Origin of the sequence: Paenibacillus urinalis (genome assembly GCF_028747985.1) — a bacterium.
Taxonomy (GTDB): domain Bacteria; phylum Bacillota; class Bacilli; order Paenibacillales; family Paenibacillaceae; genus Paenibacillus; species Paenibacillus urinalis.
The window spans coordinates 317,537-337,159 of the sequence record NZ_CP118108.1 but is presented as its reverse complement, the minus strand read 5'-3'; the positions used below and the strand labels follow the sequence as shown (position 1 = coordinate 337,159).

The following is a 19,623-nucleotide window of genomic DNA, read 5'->3' as shown; positions in this document are numbered from 1 at the left end:
TCATACTAGAAAACCTGGATGCTCTCAAACGAATAGGATCACAAAATCACTTCATTTCCATTCAATAATCCGGCTGCACAGCTGAGACAACAGATTTCCCTCATGGCTAATGACCAGTATACCCAATTCGCGTTCTACAGCCATCTTCTTAACGACATTCCAGATCTGAGCCTGTGTTACAGCATCCAGCATGGTGGTCATTTCATCTGCAATGAGAAATTTCGTGCCGACTCCGAGTGCACGGGCTACGCAAAAACGCTGCAGCTCGCCGCCTGACAGCTCACCCGGTCTTCGTGCAAGCCAGTCCTCTTCAATTCCTAGCGAGTGCAGCAGCTCTCTATCATACACACCCGCTTCCTGCAGCACTTTATGCATGTGCCATCTTGGATTAACCGCGGATTCTGGATGCTGTAAGACCAGCTGAACCGGTGCATAACCTGTATATAAAGACAGCGGCGCGCCATCCAGAAGCACCTCACCCTCAAGCGGCTGTAAATAACCTGCCAGCAGCCTGGCCAGTGTTGATTTCCCAGCACCACTCGGTCCCCGAAGACCCACCATCTCGCCAGAGGAAATAGACAGATGGATATCCCTCATACACCAATCCTGACGACGACCGTACCGAAAACCAAGCTTCTTCGCCTCAAGTTGCATGAATGCATCTCACCTCTCCGCCCCGCAGCACCCGGAGGGGTGGCAGCTCTTCTGTACATTGCCAGGTTGCCATTGGACATCGGTTGGCATACTTACACCCGCTTGAATGAAGTCTTCTATCCAGTGTCAGTTGAGGTCTTGGAGGCATCTTAAAGCCATTATGCGGCAATGCGTTCCAGAGCGCCTTCGAATACGGATGCCTCAGCCGCTCTCCGTTGCCTGTGAAATCTTCCGGCCGTGCAGTCTCTACATTGGTTCCTGCGTAAAAAACAACGAGCTCGTCTGCAATTTGAAGTGCGGATTCAACATCGTGGGTTATCCATAGGATACCTGCCCCTTGGTCGGCAATGGAGCGAAAATGTCTCAGCGTCTCAGACAGTGCCTCCACATGAATACCAGGCGTCGGCTCATCTGCAACAATCAGCTCCGGTTCGCCTGCCGTTGCAATGGATAACAGCACTCGCCTCGCCATACCGCCGGACAGCTCAAATGGATACCGCTCTGTCACATCGGTGGCTAAGCCATATTTACTTAGAATCTCACTCAGTCTCTCATGCATAAGCCTCTTCTTTGTATGTCTTCGGGAGGTGGTAGTGCCTTTCATCTCGATCAGGTCATTACGTTCATTACTTCGTTCAAAGCTGTAGCTTATCTGGGGGCCTACCTTCATCAGAGGGTCGAGGTATTGTACAGACTGTGGTACCAGCGCAAGACGGCTGCCTCGAAGCGCTGTCTGAGCAGCGATATTCAATGGTTTACCGTTATAATAAAGCGTTCCGCGAGTAATCGCATTAGACGGAAGAATGCCCAGAATCGCATGGGCCAGCAGGCTTTTTCCCGATCCGCTCGCGCCGATCACTGCTGTAATTCGGCCTGCTTTGGCGGTCATACTCAGTCCATGGATGACCTCGGTCTCCTCTACCTGGAATAATCCCTTGCCGCGCGCAAATGCGACCGATAAGTTGTCTATTTTGAGCAAAGTCATATCAACTCTATACCCCTCTCTTTATCGCTCAAGCCTGATCGGTTCACTATAGCTTCTAATTCCGTGACCCAGAGTATCAAAAGCAAGCACCGTAAGCACGAGTGCCAGTCCGGGGAAGAAGGCCAGCCACCACATTCCTGCCGATAAATATCGCATTGATTCTGACAAGATAATGCCGATGGCAGGCTGCTGGGGTGATAAACCGAGACCTAGAAAGGTAATGGCCGCCTCATGCAATATCGCATGGGGAAACACGAGGAGCAGACCGACAAGCAGCTGCGGGATCAGATGCGGAAGCATATGATGCAGGGCAACATAGCCCTGTGACTTCCCCATTCTCCGAGATACCTGTATATAATCAGCCGACTTCAGCTGAAGCATGTCAGCACGGATCACTCGGGCTAGCTGCGGCCAGTGTGTGCATGCGATTGCGATAATGACTCCTTTGGCTCCGCCGCCAAAGACGAAGGCGATCAGAATGAGCGATACCAAATGCGGAACACTCATAAACAGATCAATAAACCAGGCTACAGCCTGATCCATTCTTCTGCCCACAGCTGCAAGCAGGCCGACCAGCAAGGCGATAAGACTGGAAGAGGCTGCTGCCATGAGCCCAACTTGTATACTGTAAGCTAGCCCTTTCAAGGTGCGGTTAAACATATCACGCCCAAGCCAATCCGTCCCGAACAAATGCCCGGCACCCGGTGCGAGGTTACGTTCCGTTAGCGACGTATAGGCTGCCTGCTCTGGCAGGAATGAGCCCAAGAGCAGGACCGCAGCCAAGAATCCGGCACTTGCTAGAATTCGAATTAGATTTTTGCCTCGGGTATTCCGTGTTCGTCTGACTCCGGCAGGGGCAGAGGATCGTTCCAGCTGCTGCATTTACACCGCCTCCTTTGTATCGAACCGTGGATCAATCCAGCGGTATAACAGGTCGGCAATGAAATTGCCGGTGAAGACGAACAGTGTGCTGCACAGAACCAGTCCCAGCAGGAGAGGCACGTCGCCGCGAAGCCCTGCTTCAACCGTGGCTTGTCCCAGTCCGGGGTAAGAGAATACCTGTTCCGCCAGTACGGCCCCGCCAAACAGTTCACTAAAGGACGCAAATTGAAGCGTTATTGCAGGCAGCAGGATATTGCGAAGTCCATGACGCCGGAACAGCGTGAAGCCTTGCTCCCCCCTGGCACGTGCATACAGCACGTAATCCGACTCCAGCACATCGATCAGCTTCTGACGGGTGTGAAGCGCAATATTTGCTACTCCCGTTACACTTAGTGTCAGTGCTGGGAGAATCATATGCCGCAGTCTTTCTATGATGGTCACCTCACTGCTGAGCACTCCTGCAGGCACACCGAGTCCGATGGGAAACCAGCCGAGCCAAACGCCAAATACCATCAGTGCCAGCAGGGCGAGCCAGAAGGCGGGTGTGGAAGCGAGCACATAGCAATACCCTTTGACCACATGATCCAGCCAGCTTCCCTTATTCATTGCGGCTAACGAGCCGAGGGCAAATCCGAGCACACCCGAGATCATCCAAGCCGTTCCCATCAGTGCGAGAGAAGCCATAAACCGATCCTGAATCAAATCCAGAACCGGCTCCCGATAGATCATGGAAGTCCCAAAATCCCCTTGCAATAGGGATGACAACCACTTGCCGTACCTAACCAGCGGCTCCTCATCTAATCCCCAGCGCTCTCTGATCTGCTCCAGCTGCTCAGGACTTACCTTGATGGCATCTGCACCTACATACGCCATCACCGGATCCACTGGTGAATACTCCATCAGCATAAAGGCAATGAAGCTGACTGCGGCCAGCAGTGATGCAAGCCGGAGCACTTTTTTCAATAGATATAACATCCAGCTGCTAAATGGTACGCGCTGTCCACTGCCCTGCATTACTGCGACCCTTCCCAGGTCCACTCTTCAATATTAGAGGTAATCGGCCATCCATGACCGTGCGGATGGATCTGCTGCTCGCCGATATTCAGTCCTTCACGCACGAGATAGATATGATCGACATTAACGAGCCATGCCCATGGCGCATCCCCTTGGAAGCCAAAGCCAGTCGTTCCATCCCATAGTGCCTTCTGCCAATACTCCCATGCTTCCTCTTCGTCGGTTGCCTTCATCGCTTTATCCATCCACGCATCGACCGTAGGATTACTGTACTGTCCAGCGTTGTAATATCCCACTCCATTTTTGGTACTGGAGTATAGATTGTAGGTTTCAAGCGGATCATGGCTTCCCCACCCGAACAGCACCGGATTCGCATACATCAGCTTCTGTACTTCTTCCCGGCTCTTCCCTTCAACCTCAATCTGAATACCCGCTGACTTCACCATATCGGCTACAGTCAGGGCAATCGACTGTCTGGTCATATCTCCGGCAAAATAATACAGTTTAAAGCTCGCTTCAAGTGCGCCTTTCTCTACAATTCCATCATTATCTGTATCATGCCATCCTGCTGCTTCGAGAATCCGCTTTGCTTCTGCCGGATCCGCATCCTCAAACTGTGCTTCCTCACTGCCCCACGGCAGATCATCCGCTACAGAGTATGCTGGACGACCATACCCCTCAAGCACACCTTCTACCAGCGCCTCTCGGTCAATCGCCACATTCACAGCCTTTCGGATCGCTGCATCAGCGGTTACATCATTGCCGGTCATTATCCCTTCTGAGGTTGTCCCTCCTGCCGGATTGTACGGAAATACAATTCCGCGATTGTCTACGGTTTTCACGGCTTCAAGCTTCATGCCCGGAACCTCTTGTCTGGTAAAAGCGGCAGGAATCGCCGCTACATCCACCGTACCTGCCTGCGCCGCAGCATAGGCCGCGTCCTCTTCCAGGAACAAGAAGGTCAAGCGATTGAAATATGGCTGTTCCCCATAGTACTCCGGATTCCGCTCCACGATGACCTGCTGACCCTTGTCCCACTGCACCAGCTTATACGGGCCTGAGCCGATCGGCTGCTCTGCGTAGCTCTCATCATAAGCATGCTCCGGCACAATGCCGAGTGTAGTCAAAAGCGATATGAACGTTGACTGCGCTTCTACTAATGTGAACACTACCGTGGCAGCATCAGCCGCCTCTACTTTCTCCATGTTGGTTAGATCAATGATGGACGCGCTCTTCGCAGCAGTCTCGAAGGTAAAGACCACATCCTCCGCTGTCAGCGCCTCACCGTCCGAGAACTGGACGTCCTCCCTCAGCTTAACCGTCCAGGTCTTGCCATCCTCGCTTACTGTATAATCCGTTGCCAGATCATTCACCACATTGAGGTCCGCATCCCGTTTAAGTAATGTACTCTGAAACAGTGGAGAACCATATTGCCCCCAGCCTGTTGTCGGGTCATATCCTGCCTCCGTCTCTGTACCGATGGCCAGAATCAGCTCGTCCTTCACATCAAGTGCTGTCATCTGTCCTTGGGTTACTGCATTCTTATCCCCCTGGGTACAGCCTGCAAGAATGATTGAAAATGATGTTGACATAACTAACATGGATTTCAATAACCGAAGCTTCATTGGACCGTTCTCCCCCGTATTTTGTCTATATTCAGATATCGTGCTACAAATTTTACTAATTGTAGCACGATATTCGGAGAGCCATCAACCATATTTTGGATTAAAACCACTGGTGGCGTAATGAAAGTTGACATAAGTCAATCATGCCAGAAAAAAATCAACACGGAGAGAAATCATAAAGCGAATAAAAAAGAGCATAAAAAAGAGGACCCTCATTCACCATTAGGCAAATTTGAAGATCCTCTGCTGATATATAGACTGCAGCTATAACTTAAGAAGCACAGTTCTCACATTCAAAATAACGATTGGATGCGTCCATCGTTTTGAGTAGTTTACCCACGACGACATCCTCCAGGTCTGTAAATTCAAGATCAGCGATCCGCTCACGGACAGCTTCTTTTGCCTTCTCTTCAGACTCCTCTACCCAGCTGAATTCACCGCGGAAGCCAGTGGATTGTAGTTCATATTCGAAGAGATAGCGGTTCATCTAATATTCCCTCCCATTTCTATATCGCAGCTTAAAAATACCAATATAATACAATAGATAGTGGTAACCTCTATTGTATACCCCTATATATAGTCTGTAAAGAGGGATAGCCACTTAAATATGTGAATGGGCTTTCTCTTTCTCATCATCATTAAACGTCACAGACAGCTCAGCATAGTGTACACCCTTCTGAACCTGGATCTGTTGATGCAATGAGCGAAGGCTGCTGACAGATCCGCGAACAGCAATGACTTCTAGACACTGATGATGATTGAGATGAACGTGCATATTTGAAATAATGTCTTGGTGATAATGATGCTGCAATTCCATAAGCTTACTCGGCAGCTCACTGGCATGATGGTCATAGACCATCACAATCACACCGGCCACCTGCTCGTCCGAATGCAGTCTTGAAGGCTCAAGCATCGTTCTTCTAGCCAGATCACGAATGGCTTCGGAACGATTCTTATAGCCCTGTTCCAGTATATATTTGTCAAACTGTTCGATCAGCGGCGTCGGGAATGCTACGCCAAATCGAGTCAGCTCATCCTTATCGTTCATGTTGAACCCTCCTGTCCTTCAATTAAACATCATATGAACAGAAGTTTAACATAGGAACGTGGTTTGAAATATAGAAATGAACCCTAATCGCTAACTGCCGCTTCATCTTCTCCGTATCAGCGAGCCGCTTCGCACACCCGGTCCTGCTAATATTTGGCACCCTTCCTGCTCGCTTGCGACCCCGTAGACAATACCAGTGCTATCCGATCCTGTTACCACGAGCAGCCGTCCGTCGGCTCCGAGTCCTTCGAGCTCGGACAGCTCTACACCACGGCATTGATGCAAGCTGACAAGAGAGCCTTGATCTACCTTTGCTGTAATATGTGTCAGCTTCAGATGCTTGGCCTGAGAACATACGAATCCATTTACTGCTTGTACGTGATAATTGTCCACACTTAGATCTTCCACAGGCATTTCAGGGAGACCATTCATGTACAGTGCAGTTTGGGCTCCACTGCATACCACCTCACGAATGGATATATTACGAAAAATCGGCGTCCCCTCGCCCACAGCATAGATCTTCTCATCTCCTCGGCCCGAGCCTTCCTTCCCCTCATAGAAGAGTGAGAAGGAAATGGCCTCCTTCGTTATATCAAGCATCCGGATCCGCTCTATGATAATATCCTCTACAATCCCGCCGCGGCCTCTCGCGCTCTTAAAGCGCAGACCGATATCCGTTCCCATAAACATACAATCGGAGACTCGGATATGCCGAACGCCGCCGGACATCTCACTGCCGATGACAAATCCGCCGTGCCCATGATACACCGTAGAGTGGCGAATGGTTACATATTCAGTAGGGATGCCGAGCTCGCGTCCCTCTGCGTCTTTGCCTGATTTAAGACAGATGGCATCATCTCCGACATCGAAGGAGCAGTACTCAACGAGCGCATGCCTTACTGAATCGAGATCGAGCCCATCCCCGTTCTGTGCGTACCACGGATTCCTGACATTCACATGGCGAATCGTAACATGCTCACAGGCCCATGGATGCAAGTTCCACGCCGGGGAATTCTGAAAGGTGACTCCTTCCAAGAGCACTCGCTTACAGCGGCGCAGACTGAGTAGATTAGGACGCAGATATTCATGAGCCGGCTCATAAGCTGCCTTGTCCCTTACTCCGGATGTATGGAGGGCCTCCGTCAGGGAAGCACCGTTCATTGCCCGTTCGGACGGCCACCAGATGGAATTCCCTCCTTCACGCTCGTTAACAACACCACCGGAGGCGACGAGTGCTCCCCAGGCTGAAGCGGTGAGCTTGTTCTGCTTCACAGGTCTCCATGCATCACCGCTGCCATCGAATATACCTTCCCCGGTTATAGCCACATCTGTGAGATTCTCACCGTCCAGCGGAGATCTTGAGCGGATCACCTCACGCCCTTCATAGCTTGATAGGATGAGTGGATAATCCGTATATTCTCTGCTAAACCGAACGAGGGCCCCCCGCTCTAAATGCAGCTCTGTTCGGCTCTGAAGCAGGATCGGTCCTGTCAGCCATATACCGGCAGGGATAATGACTCTGCCCCCGCCTGCTTGCGCACAGGCCGCCAGCGCTGAGTTAATATGATCTGTATTATCGTATAGCCCATTGCCAAGGGCACCAAAGTCCACAATTCGAAATTCACGCTGCGGGATATCCGGAAGTTTAACATGATACAGAGAAGTTTCCGTTCCATCGATCTCATGCACGTTCAGTTCCTTCACAGGCATCAAATCTCCTTTGTACTTATATAATGAAGTTCAAGATTCCATTGCTCTCCCGTGATATATTCGCAGCTTCTCTATCATATTCCTTGCAAAAAAGATCATATTTTTGAAAATATTGCTTATTTATGTTTTAAGACCCATTTTATAGACAATGCCAGCACCTCAATTTCATTATTCCTAACAAGCAACTCACATTCATACAACAAAAGTACTAGATCAATTGCTACTTATGTAATGTTTCATGACAAATAGATTGCTCTACTCTTTGGTCTTATTGTATCATTATATTCATATTTCCTTTATATTCCTTAGATGGATGAGTAGAAATAGAAAAGGGCGGTGATCTCCCATTGATTGAGTTTAAAAATGTTAACAAACATTACGGCAGCTTTCACGTACTCAAGAACATCGACCTCCAGATTAAGGAAGGCGAAGTCGTCGTGATCATCGGCCCTTCCGGTTCAGGCAAAAGCACCTTGCTGCGCTGCATCAATCGTCTGGAGACGATATCCGGCGGAGAGCTGCATGTCAGCGGCGTTCCTCTGCATCAGCGCAAGATCGACATTAACAAATTCCGCAAAGACATCAGCATGGTATTCCAGCATTTCAATCTATACCCCCACAAGAAGGTTATCGAGAATATTACACTGGCTCCTATCAAGGTGAAGAAGGAGTCCAAGGCTGCTGCAGCTGAGACCGCGATGAAATATTTATCCCGTGTCGGCATTGCAGAGAAGGCAGATAGTTATCCCAGCCAGCTCTCCGGCGGACAGCAGCAGCGTGTAGCCATCGCAAGAGGACTCGCCATGGATCCCAAAATCATGCTGTTTGACGAACCCACCTCGGCACTCGATCCCGAGATGATCGGCGAAGTTCTTGATGTCATGCGAACTTTGGCAAACTCGGGGATGACGATGGTGATCGTCACACATGAGATGGGCTTTGCCCGCGAAGTAGCCGACCGGGTTATTTTTATGGACGAGGGACAGATCCTGGAGGATGCTGCCGCAGAACAATTCTTCTCTAACCCTAGAGAAGAACGCGCACGCCAATTTCTCAGCCGTTTAATCCATCATTAATTCATAAATGATAAAAAAAGGGGTGTTTTTATTTATGAAAACGAAGAAGAGATTTAAAGGTTCCAAGCTCTCGCTCTTATTCATGCTTATGTTTGTTATTGTACTCGCCGGCTGCGGCAATGATGAAGCATCGCCAGCTACAGGCTCCTCAGGAACATCAGGCGGCCAGGAAGCATCAGAGAACATAGATACCATCGCAGCGATCAAGGAACGCGGCAAAGTCATTGCAGGTGTTAAATACGACACCCGGCTGTTTGGACTGAAGGATCCTATATCCGGCAATGTTGAAGGCTTCGATATCGATATGGCCAAGGCGCTCGCCAAGAAGATACTCGGCGATGAGACCAAAGTAGAGCTGAAGGAGGTCACCTCCAAGACCCGGACACCGCTTCTTCAGAACGGCGAGATCGACATTATCATCGCGACGATGACTATTACTGAGGATCGTAAGAAGGAAGTCGACTTCAGCGATGTTTATTTTAATGCAGGTCAGTCTCTGCTTGTAGCCAAGGGCAGTCCGATCACAGGGATTGATAGCCTCAATGCGGATACGACAGTACTTGCCGTTAAAGGCTCAACCTCTGTTACGAACATTAAGGAAAAAGCACCGGATGCCAAAGTACTCGAATTCGAGAACTACCAAGAAGCCTTCACTGCGCTGAAAGCGAACAAAGGCGATGTGCTGACCACAGACAACTCCATTCTTCTGGGTATGATGCAGGACGATCCGAACTTCGAAATGGTTGGAGACATCTTCACTGACGAGCCTTACGGCATGGCCATTCGCAAAGGCGATCAACAAATGGTCGATACCGTCAATGAAATGCTTCAAGAGATGAAAGACAGCGGAGAATATGATGAGCTCTATGAAAAATGGCTGGGAACAAGTCCGCCAAGCGCGGAGTAACCCGTATACTCATCCTTTCGTAAGGGCGGCTCGGCCGCCCTTCTTTATTTGCAACTAAGAAGGAGTGAATCCGATGCCAGAAATTGATATAAGTGTGCTATGGCGATACTGGGATGATTTCTCGGCAGGCTTTCTGAATACGCTGAAGATCAGTCTCATGGCGCTGATCGGCAGCTTTCTGATCGGTGCCGTTATCGCTGTATTTCGAATTGCACCCATCAAGCCGCTTAACTGGTTTGGTGCGGCCTATGTTGAATTCATACGTAATATTCCACTACTTGTGACGATTTTCTTTTTCTATTATGGGCTCTCATCTGTAGGACTCAATCTAGATGGCTTCGTATCCGGGACACTGGGTCTAACCATCTACACCTCTGCCTTTGTGGCCGAATCCATCCGGGCAGGGATTCAATCCGTACCCAAGGGGCAGCTGGAGGCAGCCCGCTCTTCGGGGCTCAGCTATATCCAGACGATGGTGCATGTCGTGATGCCTCAGGCTGTTCGTATCGTGCTCCCTGCCATGGGGAATCAGTCCATCAATCTGGTGAAGAATTCTTCCATACTGGCTGTCGTTGCCGGACTGGATCTGATGTATTTTGCAGACAGCGTCAATTCAGCTACCTTCCAGACGCTATCGGTCTACACCGTTGTTGCTATTCTCTATCTCGTGATTACACTTCCGTTAAACTTCCTTGTCCACTACTTGGAGAAACGCTTAAATCAGCGTGAGATCCGAAATACAACCAAAAAACCGCGTTCACCCAAGCTGCCAAGAGGACTGGACAGGCCGCTTAACTAGCTTCTTCAGACGTGAAAGGAGGAGGACAAAATGGATTTTGCAGGCGCTTATACCTGGCCCTATATACGATTTCTTCTTGAAGGCTTCATGCTGACATTGCAGGTCGCCGGTGTCGCCATCCTGCTCAGCTTCATCGTTGGCATCATCCTAGGCACCATTCGATATACGAAGTTTCCCGTTATTTCGCAGATCGTTGCCGTGGTCGTGGATACGATCCGCAACCTCCCGCTCTTTCTCATCATTCTGGTATCATACCTGATCCTTCCCCAGTTCGGAATCAACATGTCCGTATTCTGGGCTGCTGTATTCGGACTGACGATATTTGAAGGCTGTATGATCGCCGAGATACTCCGCGGCGGACTTAATTCCATAGATAAAGGGCAGATTGAAGCAGCACGTTCATCGGGCCTCAGTTACTTTCAGACACTGCGTCTGATTACACTCCCGCAGGCGCTGCGCCGCATGGTACCTCCCCTGCTCAGCCAGACCATATCATTGCTGAAGGATACTTCACTTGCTGTCGCCATCTCCTTGCCGGAGCTGATGAATCACGTGCGTATTGTCGGAGGCCAAAATCCAGATTTCTACCTTCCGATGATTGTTTTTGCCGCGATGCTCTACTTTATCGTTAATTATTCGCTATCTCTCTTTGCCCGGAGACTCGAGACCCGCGTCGACGCTTAATCATCTTAAGGGTAGAGGCTGGATAAGTGAAACTGCACCCCGATTGTTAGATACTCACTAACAGTTGGAGGTGCAGTTTTTATATGATTAAATAGACTTTGAACTGTATCCACTTGTTAGCATAGGAGGATCAATCATTTTGAAGAAAAAGAAATGGATCTTATCGTTTATTTCCTTGTTCATTCTCATTTACATTGCATTCGGCTTTTGGATAGCGAGCGATACCAAACTAATTTTAGAAAAATCTCTTGAATCTGTTGATGATTATACCGAATACATGAGCCAACCATTTTTTGATAACACCAATTTAACAGCAAGAGGCGATACTTCAAGCCGTTTTACATATCATCCTGAAAATCATAAACTAGGCACTGTTTTCGCACTACATTTCTTCTTCATTTCAAAAGTATTTGTAACGCATGAATACGATCAGCCTGACTTCGGATTTCGTGAAACACTCACAATAAATCTAAAGCTTATGAACGGGCACTGGTATGCTTCAAACGTTAAATTTAATCCGTAGCGGCTCAGGCAACCTCATATCCTTCTTCAAGTCGAACAGAGCGCAGATCATCTTTTTTTCTCATTTCCACACAGAACCTGAATATCCTATTCATAAGGATTTCCAGTTTCTTTTGTATGCTTCGTCTTGAAGATGTCGATACTTGCAATAAAAGGAGGCTGCCTTGACGTGAACACCTTGCTTATTGCCCTGTTTATTATTCTACCCTTCATTCTGAGTGCCATTTCTCTGCTCTTCAAGCCGATACAGAGAGTGCTGCACTTCATTGCCTTGTTCTGTTTCTATGCTGCAGGGGTATGCCTGCTAATCTCTGTCTATCACACGAATATGAGCGGCATGACCTTTACGACACAGATTCATCACATCCTGCTCGACCCGCTGTTCGTCATTCCCGCTGCTTACCTTGGAATCTACATTCCATTCCTCATCATTACGTACCTTCTGCTCCCCAAGAAGAAATGATGATTGTTACGGCTTAATAAAAATAATCCAACAAAATACAGATTAACAATTGCAATTTGATTAAAAAACATGCATAATAAAATCATTGATAATGATTATCATTATTGTAGGTTGTCTTCATGGCAAACTGCAAATTTTCTATATAAAGGGGACTCTAAGACAGAATGAAAGCATCCGTAACCAAAACTACTCTGCAGCTTGATGATTATCTGGACCTGCTTAATCTGGCGGTGTCCATTGGCGACGAGAAATGGCAGAAGGAAATTATTCGCAAATTGTCTTATACTTATCCTGCAAAAGCCGCTACCCATATGAAGTAACTCATACTTAACTCACATATAGAATTGAGAGCCTGCTGTCGATTCTTATTCCATTCAAAGACACCCATTCCAGAGCGGCGGGTGTCTATTTTATTTGATCCATAGATTATTTATAATCTGCAAATCTTCGAAGAGCACGCATGATTCGAAGGGCAGCCGCAAATTTCATGCAGTTCCTTCAGCTCACGAATGAGTATTTTCCCTTGGGTCACTTCAATGATCCCTTGATCCTTCCATCCGCTCAGCGTCTTCGTCACATTCTCACGTGTCGCACCAATCATCTCAGCAAGATCGGCATGGTTCAGCTTTTTCATAACTAGAATTCCTTCTGGCGTCGCTTTACCATAACTGTTGCTCGCTCTCACCAGCATCGATGCCAGCGCTCCAGCCTTGCCGTTCATTAACAAATCGCGAAGCTTAAGCTGCGTTATCCGCTGCATCGTTCCCATCCACCGAATGAACTCCAGCGCTATATTTCCGTTCTCACTAAGGAGTTTCTCCAGATCATTCATCATGATGACTCCAACCACGCCGCTCTCAACCACTTCCGCCCCTTGCCCGTAGACTTCACCGTCTACACCGCCGAACTCCCCTAGCAGATCGCCGGCATGCATGAAGGACAATATGATCTGCTTCCCGTCCTCGCTCATCTTGGTCATCTTGATCCGACCCGATTTGACATAATAAATCGCTTCTACATCGTCACCTTCGTAATACAATATTTCTCCGGCCGTGATCGTCTTGGGCTGCATGATGCTTAGAAGGGCCTCTTTAAGCAACGCCTCTCCTTGAATGTCCGTTCCGCCAATACCACTCACCGTCGCCTCACGTCTCCTTTGGTTAAGTACAATTGTCATCTCCATCCGCCTCCACTCTCTCTTTGATTCTATTGTACCGTGTACGGGTCGGGGCTGTGATCAGGGAAACACCTGATTTTTGAAGTGAATTCCCCCTAAATTCATCCATTATTTCTCCAAGTGAAGTTTTTCACTGCCGCCGTATACATTTACGGTAATGATTAATGCATGAATCCATAACATCCATGATTAAATTATTGAAATGGAATCATACAAGTGGAAAAATATAAAAAGGATGTGATGACCCATGCACCGCTTAACCCTATTGGACGAAGAGGCTTTAAACCGTTTGCATCAAAATTTGACATCCGACTTTACTGCGATCGTGCTTCTCACAGAGCCTGAGGGCAAGCTTAGGGTCATTTCAAGCTTAGGCCGCCGCAGCGAACGCACGAGCAAACTAGCCTTCCGCCCAAGCCAAGGAATAGCCCAGTATGTATTTAAGTATGGGCGTAAATATATGATTGATGGATCCAGTCTGGACCTGTCCGGGCTCCGCCAGACCTGCCCTCTCCTGCTCGCTGAGCGGCTGAAGAGCATCATCGCCGTACCGATCCTGCATAACAAACTACCCGTCGGCCTGATCATTACCGGCCATCGTTCTAACTACACTTTCACCGACACCGATATTAAACGAGCACAGAATGAAGCTAATGTTATTTCTCAATCTATAAACGCGTTTTATCCCGTATCTCCCTGATCATTCATGTATATAAGAGACCTGTTGATATGGATTCGTCTGCAGCTTTTTCCTGTGTGTAGTAGAATGGTAGTTAGATGACACTGTCAGGGAAACGGAGGAGAGTCTATTGATTAGGATCGTGATTGTAGATGACCACGTCGTCGTTCGTTCCGGACTCAGCGCACTGCTGAACGGCAAACATGATATCGAAGTGATCGGCGATGCTGCAGACGGTGATGAAGCCATTACCAAGACAGAGGAGCTGAGGCCTGATGTCGTGCTCATGGACTTCAGCATGCCTCCAGGTAAGGATGGTCTCACCGCGACAACAGAGCTGAAGAAGAAAATGCCCGATGTCCACGTCCTTATTCTTACCATGCATGATGATGAAGAATATTTGTTTCGCGCCATTCAGGCAGGCGCATCCGGATATATTTTGAAGAGCGCACCGTATGAGGAGCTGATCACCGCTATTCGTTCTGTCGCGGAAGGCAGCGCCTATCTCTATCCGAGTGCAACGAAGAAGCTGATGCAGGAATACTCTGAAATGATACGCCGGGGAGATACAGACGGTCCGTTCGAATCTTTGTCTGAGCGGGAAAAAGAAATCATGGCCTGGATTGCCAAGGGCTACTCCAACAAGGAAATTGCCGAGCATCTCGTTATCAGTGTGAAGACGGTCGAATCTCACAAAAGCAACCTGATGGATAAGCTTGGCTTGAAGAGCCGGCCAGAGCTGGTCAAGCTCGCCATGAAGAAGGGACTGCTCTCTTATGACTGATCAGCAGCAGAGCTTTACCACCCCTTTTGGCAGCTATTCAGTTGATACACTACTGACCGAAGTGGATCGGCATATCGAGGAGATCCCTGTCAAAACAGAGCTGAAAAGTGCGCTCCGCGAGCTCAGCGACCTGAAGCTGGCGCTTGACGAGTCTTCAATCGTCGCCCTGACTGACCAAAGGGGAACGATTCTGTACGTCAACGATAAATTTTGCGAAGTGTCCAAGTATCCCAGAGAAGAGCTGATTGGTCAGGACCACCGGATTATCAACTCAAAATATCATAGCAAGGAATTTATGAAGGACATGTGGCGAACCATCGGTCAAGGCAAAGTGTGGCATGGCGAGCTTCGAAACATCGCGAAGGACGGCAGCATTTACTGGGTAAACACAACGATTGTCCCGATCTTGAACGAACAAGGAAGACCCAAGCATTACCTCGCTGTGCGAAATGAGGTTACCAAGCTCAAACAGGTTGAAGCCGAGCTGCAATCCATGATGAGCAAGGTGATCAGCATCCAGGAGGAAGAACGTAAACGCTTCTCACGAGAGCTTCATGATGGCCTCGGGCAGAGCCTATACTCCCTCGTCATCCAGATTGATCAGCTCGCTTCGAGTCAGAGCGATAGGCCCAATGACCTCGGGCCTCTGCGGGATCAGGTTACTTCCATTATTGAAGAGGTTCGAGGGCTTGCGTGGCAGCTTCGCCCCTCTGTGCTCGATGATCTCGGTGTCGTCCCTGCCATTCGTTCTTATATTGAGAATTATCGTAATTACTACGGGATTGAAGTCACCTTTGAATGCAGTCTGCATCGTCGTCTGCCCCACCGTCAGGAGCTGGCCGTCTATCGGATCATTCAGGAGGCACTCACCAATACCGCAAAGCATGCGGATGCGTCTTATGCCAGTGTCATTATTGATGACAGCGAGCAAGAGCTGACGATCGTCATTGCCGATCAGGGGGAAGGCTTCAATCGAGAAATCCCCGGAGCCGGCGTCGGGATGTTCAGTATGGAGGAGCGTGCACGAAGCGCGGGTGGAGCTCTATCTATTGAAACGAGTATAGGCGAAGGCACGAGGATTACAGTGTCCTTCCCCAAGAGATAGAACGAATGAAGGACATGCTGCGAGCAGCATGTCCTTCTGCATCCTCTGCATCCTTGTATCCTTATACGTTCTCTCTTCCCTTTGCTCCTCTACATCCTTGTATCCTTCTTATACGCCATCTTGCCCTTAGAGATGATGATGCCTCTTTCTCCTCTTCACTCCACCCCCCTCTCTCTGTCTGCTTGTTATTTGAATTAACCCGTAAGAAGCCATGGACTCACTTATTTCGTTGCCGCGATTTGAGGACCGGTTACCTTGCTCTTCACTCCTGCATCCCCTTTGACGAATAAGAAGAGCACCCCTCCGATGAGCAGCAGAACGCCGGATAGATAAAAACCAACCTCAATGTTCCCTGTAACGTCTGACAAGTAGCCTGTAATATACGGTGCAAAGATCGAGGAGAGCATGCCTGCAAAGTTAAAGAAGCTGTAAGCCTTAGAATACATATGAGACTTCGTGTTATCTGCTACAAAAGAAATTAGAATCGGATCCAAAGCCAGCTTGCCGACAAAACCATAAATGATCAGTCCAACAATCATGAGCGAATAATTTTCAACATAAGGAATGACGAATTGGCATATTGCACCGAAGAATACGAGGATAAGGATAAGCGGCTTCTTGTTCTTGGCCCGATCGGACAAATAACCGAACAAGATCGCTCCCGGAATCGAGGCCCATGGAACCAGCGAGGCAATGATACCCGTCTCAGAGCCCTCAAGACCGCGTGACTCCTGCAGGTAGAACGGCAGCCAGGTCATCATGCCGAAGAAGCCGTAGAGTGAACAGAAGATGAGAATATACGTTAGAATGTGATTTCTGGTAAATAGATCGCGGATGTTCCCCTTCTCTGCCGGCGCTGCAGCCTCCGATTGAACGACTTCTTTGCTGCGGTCGTCTTTGACGAATACGGCAATCGCAATGGCCACGAAGATCGTCAGCACTCCAAATAGATAGAAGGTGAACTGCCAGCTCATGCCGAGCTCAAAGGTAAAATAACTGGAAGCGATAAAGCCAAGGGAGATGCCGAGTGCCATGCCGCTGTTGATTAGTGCTGAGGACACGCCCCGATACTTCTTGGGGATCGCATTAGCAGATATACCGTACTGAGGACCGTAATACGTTCCTTCTCCAAGTCCGGTAATTGCGCGTATCACGAGGAATACAATGAAGCCGGGAGCAAATCCGCTGAGAATGGTGCCGATCCCGAACAGGATGTAGCCGGCTACAAGCACCTTTACTCTTCCGAAGCGGTCTGCCAAATAGCCCGAAGGAATCTGCATTGCAGCATAGGTAATAAAAAACACAGTCGACATTAACCCAAGCTCCGTGTTGTTTAATCCCCAATCCTCCCCAATGACACCCATGACCGGAGATAAAATATTGCGATCTGCGTACATAAAAGTCCAGCCTAATGCAAACAAAATGATAAGTACCACCGGATTGCTTGTCTTCAAGGATTTCATCATAAATCACTCCCTCATATTTTATGTAAATTTTAATGACACAAAATATTTACACAGACAAAATTATGAGCAAAAACCTCCTTTTTATTAAAAAAGTACAAACAATAATAGAATATTCGGGATTTAAGTGTCATTTAAACTAACATGTTGAAAGAATATCATGACCTTTTCATCGTAGTCAACAACGTTTTGAAAGCAGTAGTAATATATAATGAACATTTTGCATAAAAATGATTGACTTCTCTTTCGAAAAGTTTTTAAATAAGCAATGTGAGTTACATAAAGATGGTTTGGGAATGAAATAATATGCTTTCAGCTTACATCATGTAAGAAAGGTGGTTTTTTGAAATGAGCGAAGAATTTTATGTAAAAAAGAACTCAACAGAGATTCCGCATATGCACAGTCTCGATGAGATAGATCGCAAAATATTAATCGCACTGCATCAGAACAGCCGGATTTCCTATACGGATCTGGGGCAGCAGATCGGACTATCGCGCGTCGCTGTCCAGGCTCGAATTAATGCACTCGCTGAGAAGGAGATTATTGAACGCTTTACAGTTGTCATTAATCCGGTCAAGGTGGGGTTGTCCGTGTCCGCCTTTTTTAATGTAGACATTGAGCCGATGTATTTGGATGAAGTGGCTGAACGGCTGGATCAAGAGCCTGCTGTTACAAGCTTGTACCATATGACAGGTCCGAGCACGCTGCACATGCATGGTATTTTTGCGGATATGGAAGAGATGGAGCAATTTCTGCTTGAGAAATTATACAAAATGCCCGGGATCGTCAAAGTCGAGTCCCAGCTGCTGCTCAAACGCTACAAGAGCCGCATGGGCATGCGTTTATAGGAGGGAACACTTACGATGGACTTACAGCCTTACAAGGAACTTGCGATTGGGATGGCCAGAACAGGCGTGCTTGGCTATGGAGGCGGCCCGTCCGTTATTCCGCTCATTCGCTATGAAGCAGTGACCCGATACAAGTGGATGGAAGATGAAGAATTCGGGGAAACACTCGCGCTCGCAAATGCACTTCCCGGTCCGATCGCCACCAAGATGGCAGCTTATCTTGGATACAAGAAGAAGGGCGTGCTTGGCGCTATTATCTCAGTACTCGCTCATATTTTACCTTCAAGCATCGCGATCGTCGCCCTTCTCGGTGTCATGTATACCCTGAAAGACTCTAAATACATAGCAGGCATGATTGCCGCCGTACGTCCTGTGATCGTCGTCATGCTCGGAATTATGGCTTACGAATTTGCGACGAAGGCCTGGAAAGGGCTGGGCAGGGGGTTTGCAATATTGTTCGGCGTGCTCGCTTTTGTTCTGCTGCAGCTGCTTCAGGTTCACCCGGGTATTGTCGTCATCCTCTTCCTCGGCTACGGCATGTTCCATTTGAATCTTGTGCAGAAATACAAGCGGAATAAACAGAACGATAAAGGAGTGTCTTAAGCGATGGAACGTTTGCAAACATGGTGGGAACTATTCTGGGGCTTCTTTGTCGCGAATGTGCTCGGTTACGGCGGAGGGCCTGCCTCCATTCCACTCATGCAGGAGGAGATCGTTAATCACTACAACTGGATGACGAATGAACAATTCGGCGACGTCCTTGCGATTGGGAACGCCCTGCCGGGTCCAATTGCGACGAAAATAGCGGCATTTGTAGGCTATCAAGTTGCCAGCTGGCCGGGATTCATTATTGCGACCTTCGCCACCGTAGTCCCTTCAGCGGCAGCCCTGATTCTGCTGCTCAGTCTCCTAAATAAATACCGTACCTCAAATGTCGTAAAAGGCATGACACTGCTCGTACAGCCTGTAATCGCTGTGCTGATGATCCTGCTGACATGGGAGATGGGTGTCGTCTCTGTCGAGGTAATTAACTTGTGGCAGACACTTGCTATAGCTGCGATCGCGCTCTGGGTACTGACCAAGACCAAGATTCACCCTGCGCTTGTCATTCTGGCGTCCTTTGCATATGGGGCACTCGTCATCTCGCATACGATATAACATAAGGTATAAAAAAAGAGGCGTTCCGGCCACCTGCTC

The 19,623-nt window shown here is 48.4% G+C and carries 23 protein-coding genes; 13 read left to right on the top strand and 10 right to left on the bottom strand.

The genetic code is table 11. From position 1 onward, the window contains the following. Window positions 1-51: 51 nt before the first annotated feature. The 8 genes from PUW25_RS01625 to PUW25_RS01590 all read right to left on the bottom strand — a co-directional run bounded on the left by PUW25_RS01625 (window position 52) and on the right by PUW25_RS01590 (window position 7,912). Window positions 52-654, bottom strand: a complete 603-nt coding sequence (locus tag PUW25_RS01625) for an ABC transporter ATP-binding protein (protein WP_047911358.1) — start codon at window positions 652-654, stop codon at window positions 52-54. Then, the gene (locus PUW25_RS01620) at window positions 644-1,639 is read right to left on the bottom strand and encodes an ATP-binding cassette domain-containing protein (RefSeq protein ID WP_047911357.1); all 996 of its coding nucleotides are present in this window, start codon (window positions 1,637-1,639) and stop codon (window positions 644-646) included. The genes PUW25_RS01625 and PUW25_RS01620 overlap by 11 nt, the downstream gene beginning before the upstream one ends. A 21-nt stretch (window positions 1,640-1,660) precedes the next feature. Beyond that, window positions 1,661-2,521, bottom strand: a complete 861-nt coding sequence (locus tag PUW25_RS01615) for an ABC transporter permease (RefSeq protein ID WP_047911356.1) — start codon at window positions 2,519-2,521, stop codon at window positions 1,661-1,663. Further along, window positions 2,522-3,535 carry an ABC transporter permease gene (locus PUW25_RS01610; protein ID WP_274337935.1) on the bottom strand — a complete coding sequence of 338 codons (1,014 nt, stop codon included), beginning with the start codon at window positions 3,533-3,535 and terminating at the stop codon, window positions 2,522-2,524. Further along, window positions 3,535-5,160, bottom strand: a complete 1,626-nt coding sequence (locus tag PUW25_RS01605; protein WP_047911355.1) for an ABC transporter substrate-binding protein — start codon at window positions 5,158-5,160, stop codon at window positions 3,535-3,537. Before PUW25_RS01605 ends, PUW25_RS01610 begins: the two co-directional genes overlap by 1 nt. 271 nt (window positions 5,161-5,431) lie before the next feature. Beyond that, complete coding sequence (locus tag PUW25_RS01600) at window positions 5,432-5,647, bottom strand: hypothetical protein (protein WP_047911354.1); 216 nt, start codon at window positions 5,645-5,647, stop codon at window positions 5,432-5,434. A gap of 114 nt (window positions 5,648-5,761) precedes the next feature. Then, on the bottom strand, window positions 5,762-6,208 hold the full coding sequence (gene nikR, locus PUW25_RS01595) for a nickel-responsive transcriptional regulator NikR (protein WP_047911353.1): 447 nt from the start codon (window positions 6,206-6,208) through the stop codon (window positions 5,762-5,764). A gap of 102 nt (window positions 6,209-6,310) precedes the next feature. Beyond that, window positions 6,311-7,912 carry a glycoside hydrolase family 28 protein gene (locus tag PUW25_RS01590; RefSeq protein ID WP_274338509.1) on the bottom strand — a complete coding sequence of 534 codons (1,602 nt, stop codon included), beginning with the start codon at window positions 7,910-7,912 and terminating at the stop codon, window positions 6,311-6,313. A gap of 353 nt (window positions 7,913-8,265) precedes the next feature. Here PUW25_RS01590 and PUW25_RS01585 point away from each other — a divergent pair, with 353 nt between their 5' ends. The 7 genes from PUW25_RS01585 to PUW25_RS01555 all read left to right on the top strand — a co-directional run bounded on the left by PUW25_RS01585 (window position 8,266) and on the right by PUW25_RS01555 (window position 12,689). Then, complete coding sequence (locus PUW25_RS01585; RefSeq protein WP_274337932.1) at window positions 8,266-8,994, top strand: amino acid ABC transporter ATP-binding protein; 729 nt, start codon at window positions 8,266-8,268, stop codon at window positions 8,992-8,994. Between the two features lie 34 nt (window positions 8,995-9,028). Further along, window positions 9,029-9,901 (top strand): glutamate ABC transporter substrate-binding protein, encoded by an 873-nt coding sequence (locus PUW25_RS01580; RefSeq protein ID WP_274337931.1) that lies wholly within the window; start codon window positions 9,029-9,031, stop codon window positions 9,899-9,901. A gap of 73 nt (window positions 9,902-9,974) precedes the next feature. After that, window positions 9,975-10,700, top strand: coding sequence for an amino acid ABC transporter permease (locus PUW25_RS01575; protein ID WP_274337930.1), 726 nt, complete (start codon window positions 9,975-9,977; stop codon window positions 10,698-10,700). Between the two features lie 30 nt (window positions 10,701-10,730). Next, window positions 10,731-11,384, top strand: coding sequence for an amino acid ABC transporter permease (locus PUW25_RS01570; protein ID WP_047912466.1), 654 nt, complete (start codon window positions 10,731-10,733; stop codon window positions 11,382-11,384). Between the two features lie 139 nt (window positions 11,385-11,523). Further along, window positions 11,524-11,907: a hypothetical protein gene (locus PUW25_RS01565; RefSeq protein ID WP_274337929.1), complete on the top strand. Its 384-nt coding sequence runs from the start codon at window positions 11,524-11,526 to the stop codon at window positions 11,905-11,907. Between the two features lie 168 nt (window positions 11,908-12,075). Next, a complete protein-coding gene (locus tag PUW25_RS01560) occupies window positions 12,076-12,369 on the top strand; it encodes a hypothetical protein (RefSeq protein WP_047912468.1) in 294 nt (97 codons plus the stop codon). A 164-nt stretch (window positions 12,370-12,533) separates the two neighbouring features. Further along, window positions 12,534-12,689 carry a hypothetical protein gene (locus tag PUW25_RS01555; RefSeq protein ID WP_177178771.1) on the top strand — a complete coding sequence of 52 codons (156 nt, stop codon included), beginning with the start codon at window positions 12,534-12,536 and terminating at the stop codon, window positions 12,687-12,689. Between the two features lie 110 nt (window positions 12,690-12,799). On the opposite strand, the gene PUW25_RS01550 is transcribed toward PUW25_RS01555, so the two are convergent. Next, window positions 12,800-13,546 (bottom strand): Crp/Fnr family transcriptional regulator, encoded by a 747-nt coding sequence (locus tag PUW25_RS01550; RefSeq protein WP_274337928.1) that lies wholly within the window; start codon window positions 13,544-13,546, stop codon window positions 12,800-12,802. Between the two features lie 247 nt (window positions 13,547-13,793). Between PUW25_RS01550 and PUW25_RS01545 the strand changes: the two genes are divergently transcribed. The 3 genes from PUW25_RS01545 (at window position 13,794) to PUW25_RS01535 (ending at window position 16,114) form a co-directional block, all read left to right on the top strand. Next, window positions 13,794-14,246, top strand: a complete 453-nt coding sequence (locus tag PUW25_RS01545; RefSeq protein WP_205054471.1) for a GAF domain-containing protein — start codon at window positions 13,794-13,796, stop codon at window positions 14,244-14,246. A gap of 109 nt (window positions 14,247-14,355) precedes the next feature. Next, the gene (locus PUW25_RS01540) at window positions 14,356-15,009 is read left to right on the top strand and encodes a response regulator (RefSeq protein WP_047912470.1); all 654 of its coding nucleotides are present in this window, start codon (window positions 14,356-14,358) and stop codon (window positions 15,007-15,009) included. Next, entirely contained in the window at window positions 15,002-16,114 is a 1,113-nt protein-coding gene (locus PUW25_RS01535; protein WP_274337927.1) for a PAS domain-containing sensor histidine kinase, read from the top strand. The genes PUW25_RS01540 and PUW25_RS01535 overlap by 8 nt, the downstream gene beginning before the upstream one ends. Window positions 16,115-16,335: 221 nt before the next feature. On the opposite strand, the gene PUW25_RS01530 is transcribed toward PUW25_RS01535, so the two are convergent. Continuing rightward, a complete protein-coding gene (locus tag PUW25_RS01530; protein WP_274338257.1) occupies window positions 16,336-17,568 on the bottom strand; it encodes an MFS transporter in 1,233 nt (410 codons plus the stop codon). A gap of 357 nt (window positions 17,569-17,925) precedes the next feature. Here PUW25_RS01530 and PUW25_RS01525 point away from each other — a divergent pair, with 357 nt between their 5' ends. The 3 genes from PUW25_RS01525 to PUW25_RS01515 are packed head-to-tail and all read left to right on the top strand — an operon-like array spanning window position 17,926 to window position 19,584. After that, window positions 17,926-18,426 (top strand): chromate efflux transcriptional regulator ChrS, encoded by a 501-nt coding sequence (locus PUW25_RS01525; RefSeq protein ID WP_047912473.1) that lies wholly within the window; start codon window positions 17,926-17,928, stop codon window positions 18,424-18,426. 15 nt (window positions 18,427-18,441) lie between these two features. Then, window positions 18,442-19,029 (top strand): chromate efflux transporter ChrB, encoded by a 588-nt coding sequence (locus tag PUW25_RS01520; RefSeq protein ID WP_205054473.1) that lies wholly within the window; start codon window positions 18,442-18,444, stop codon window positions 19,027-19,029. Window positions 19,030-19,032: 3 nt separating this feature from the next. Then, window positions 19,033-19,584 (top strand): chromate efflux transporter ChrA, encoded by a 552-nt coding sequence (locus tag PUW25_RS01515; protein WP_047912475.1) that lies wholly within the window; start codon window positions 19,033-19,035, stop codon window positions 19,582-19,584. Window positions 19,585-19,623 lie beyond the last annotated feature (39 nt).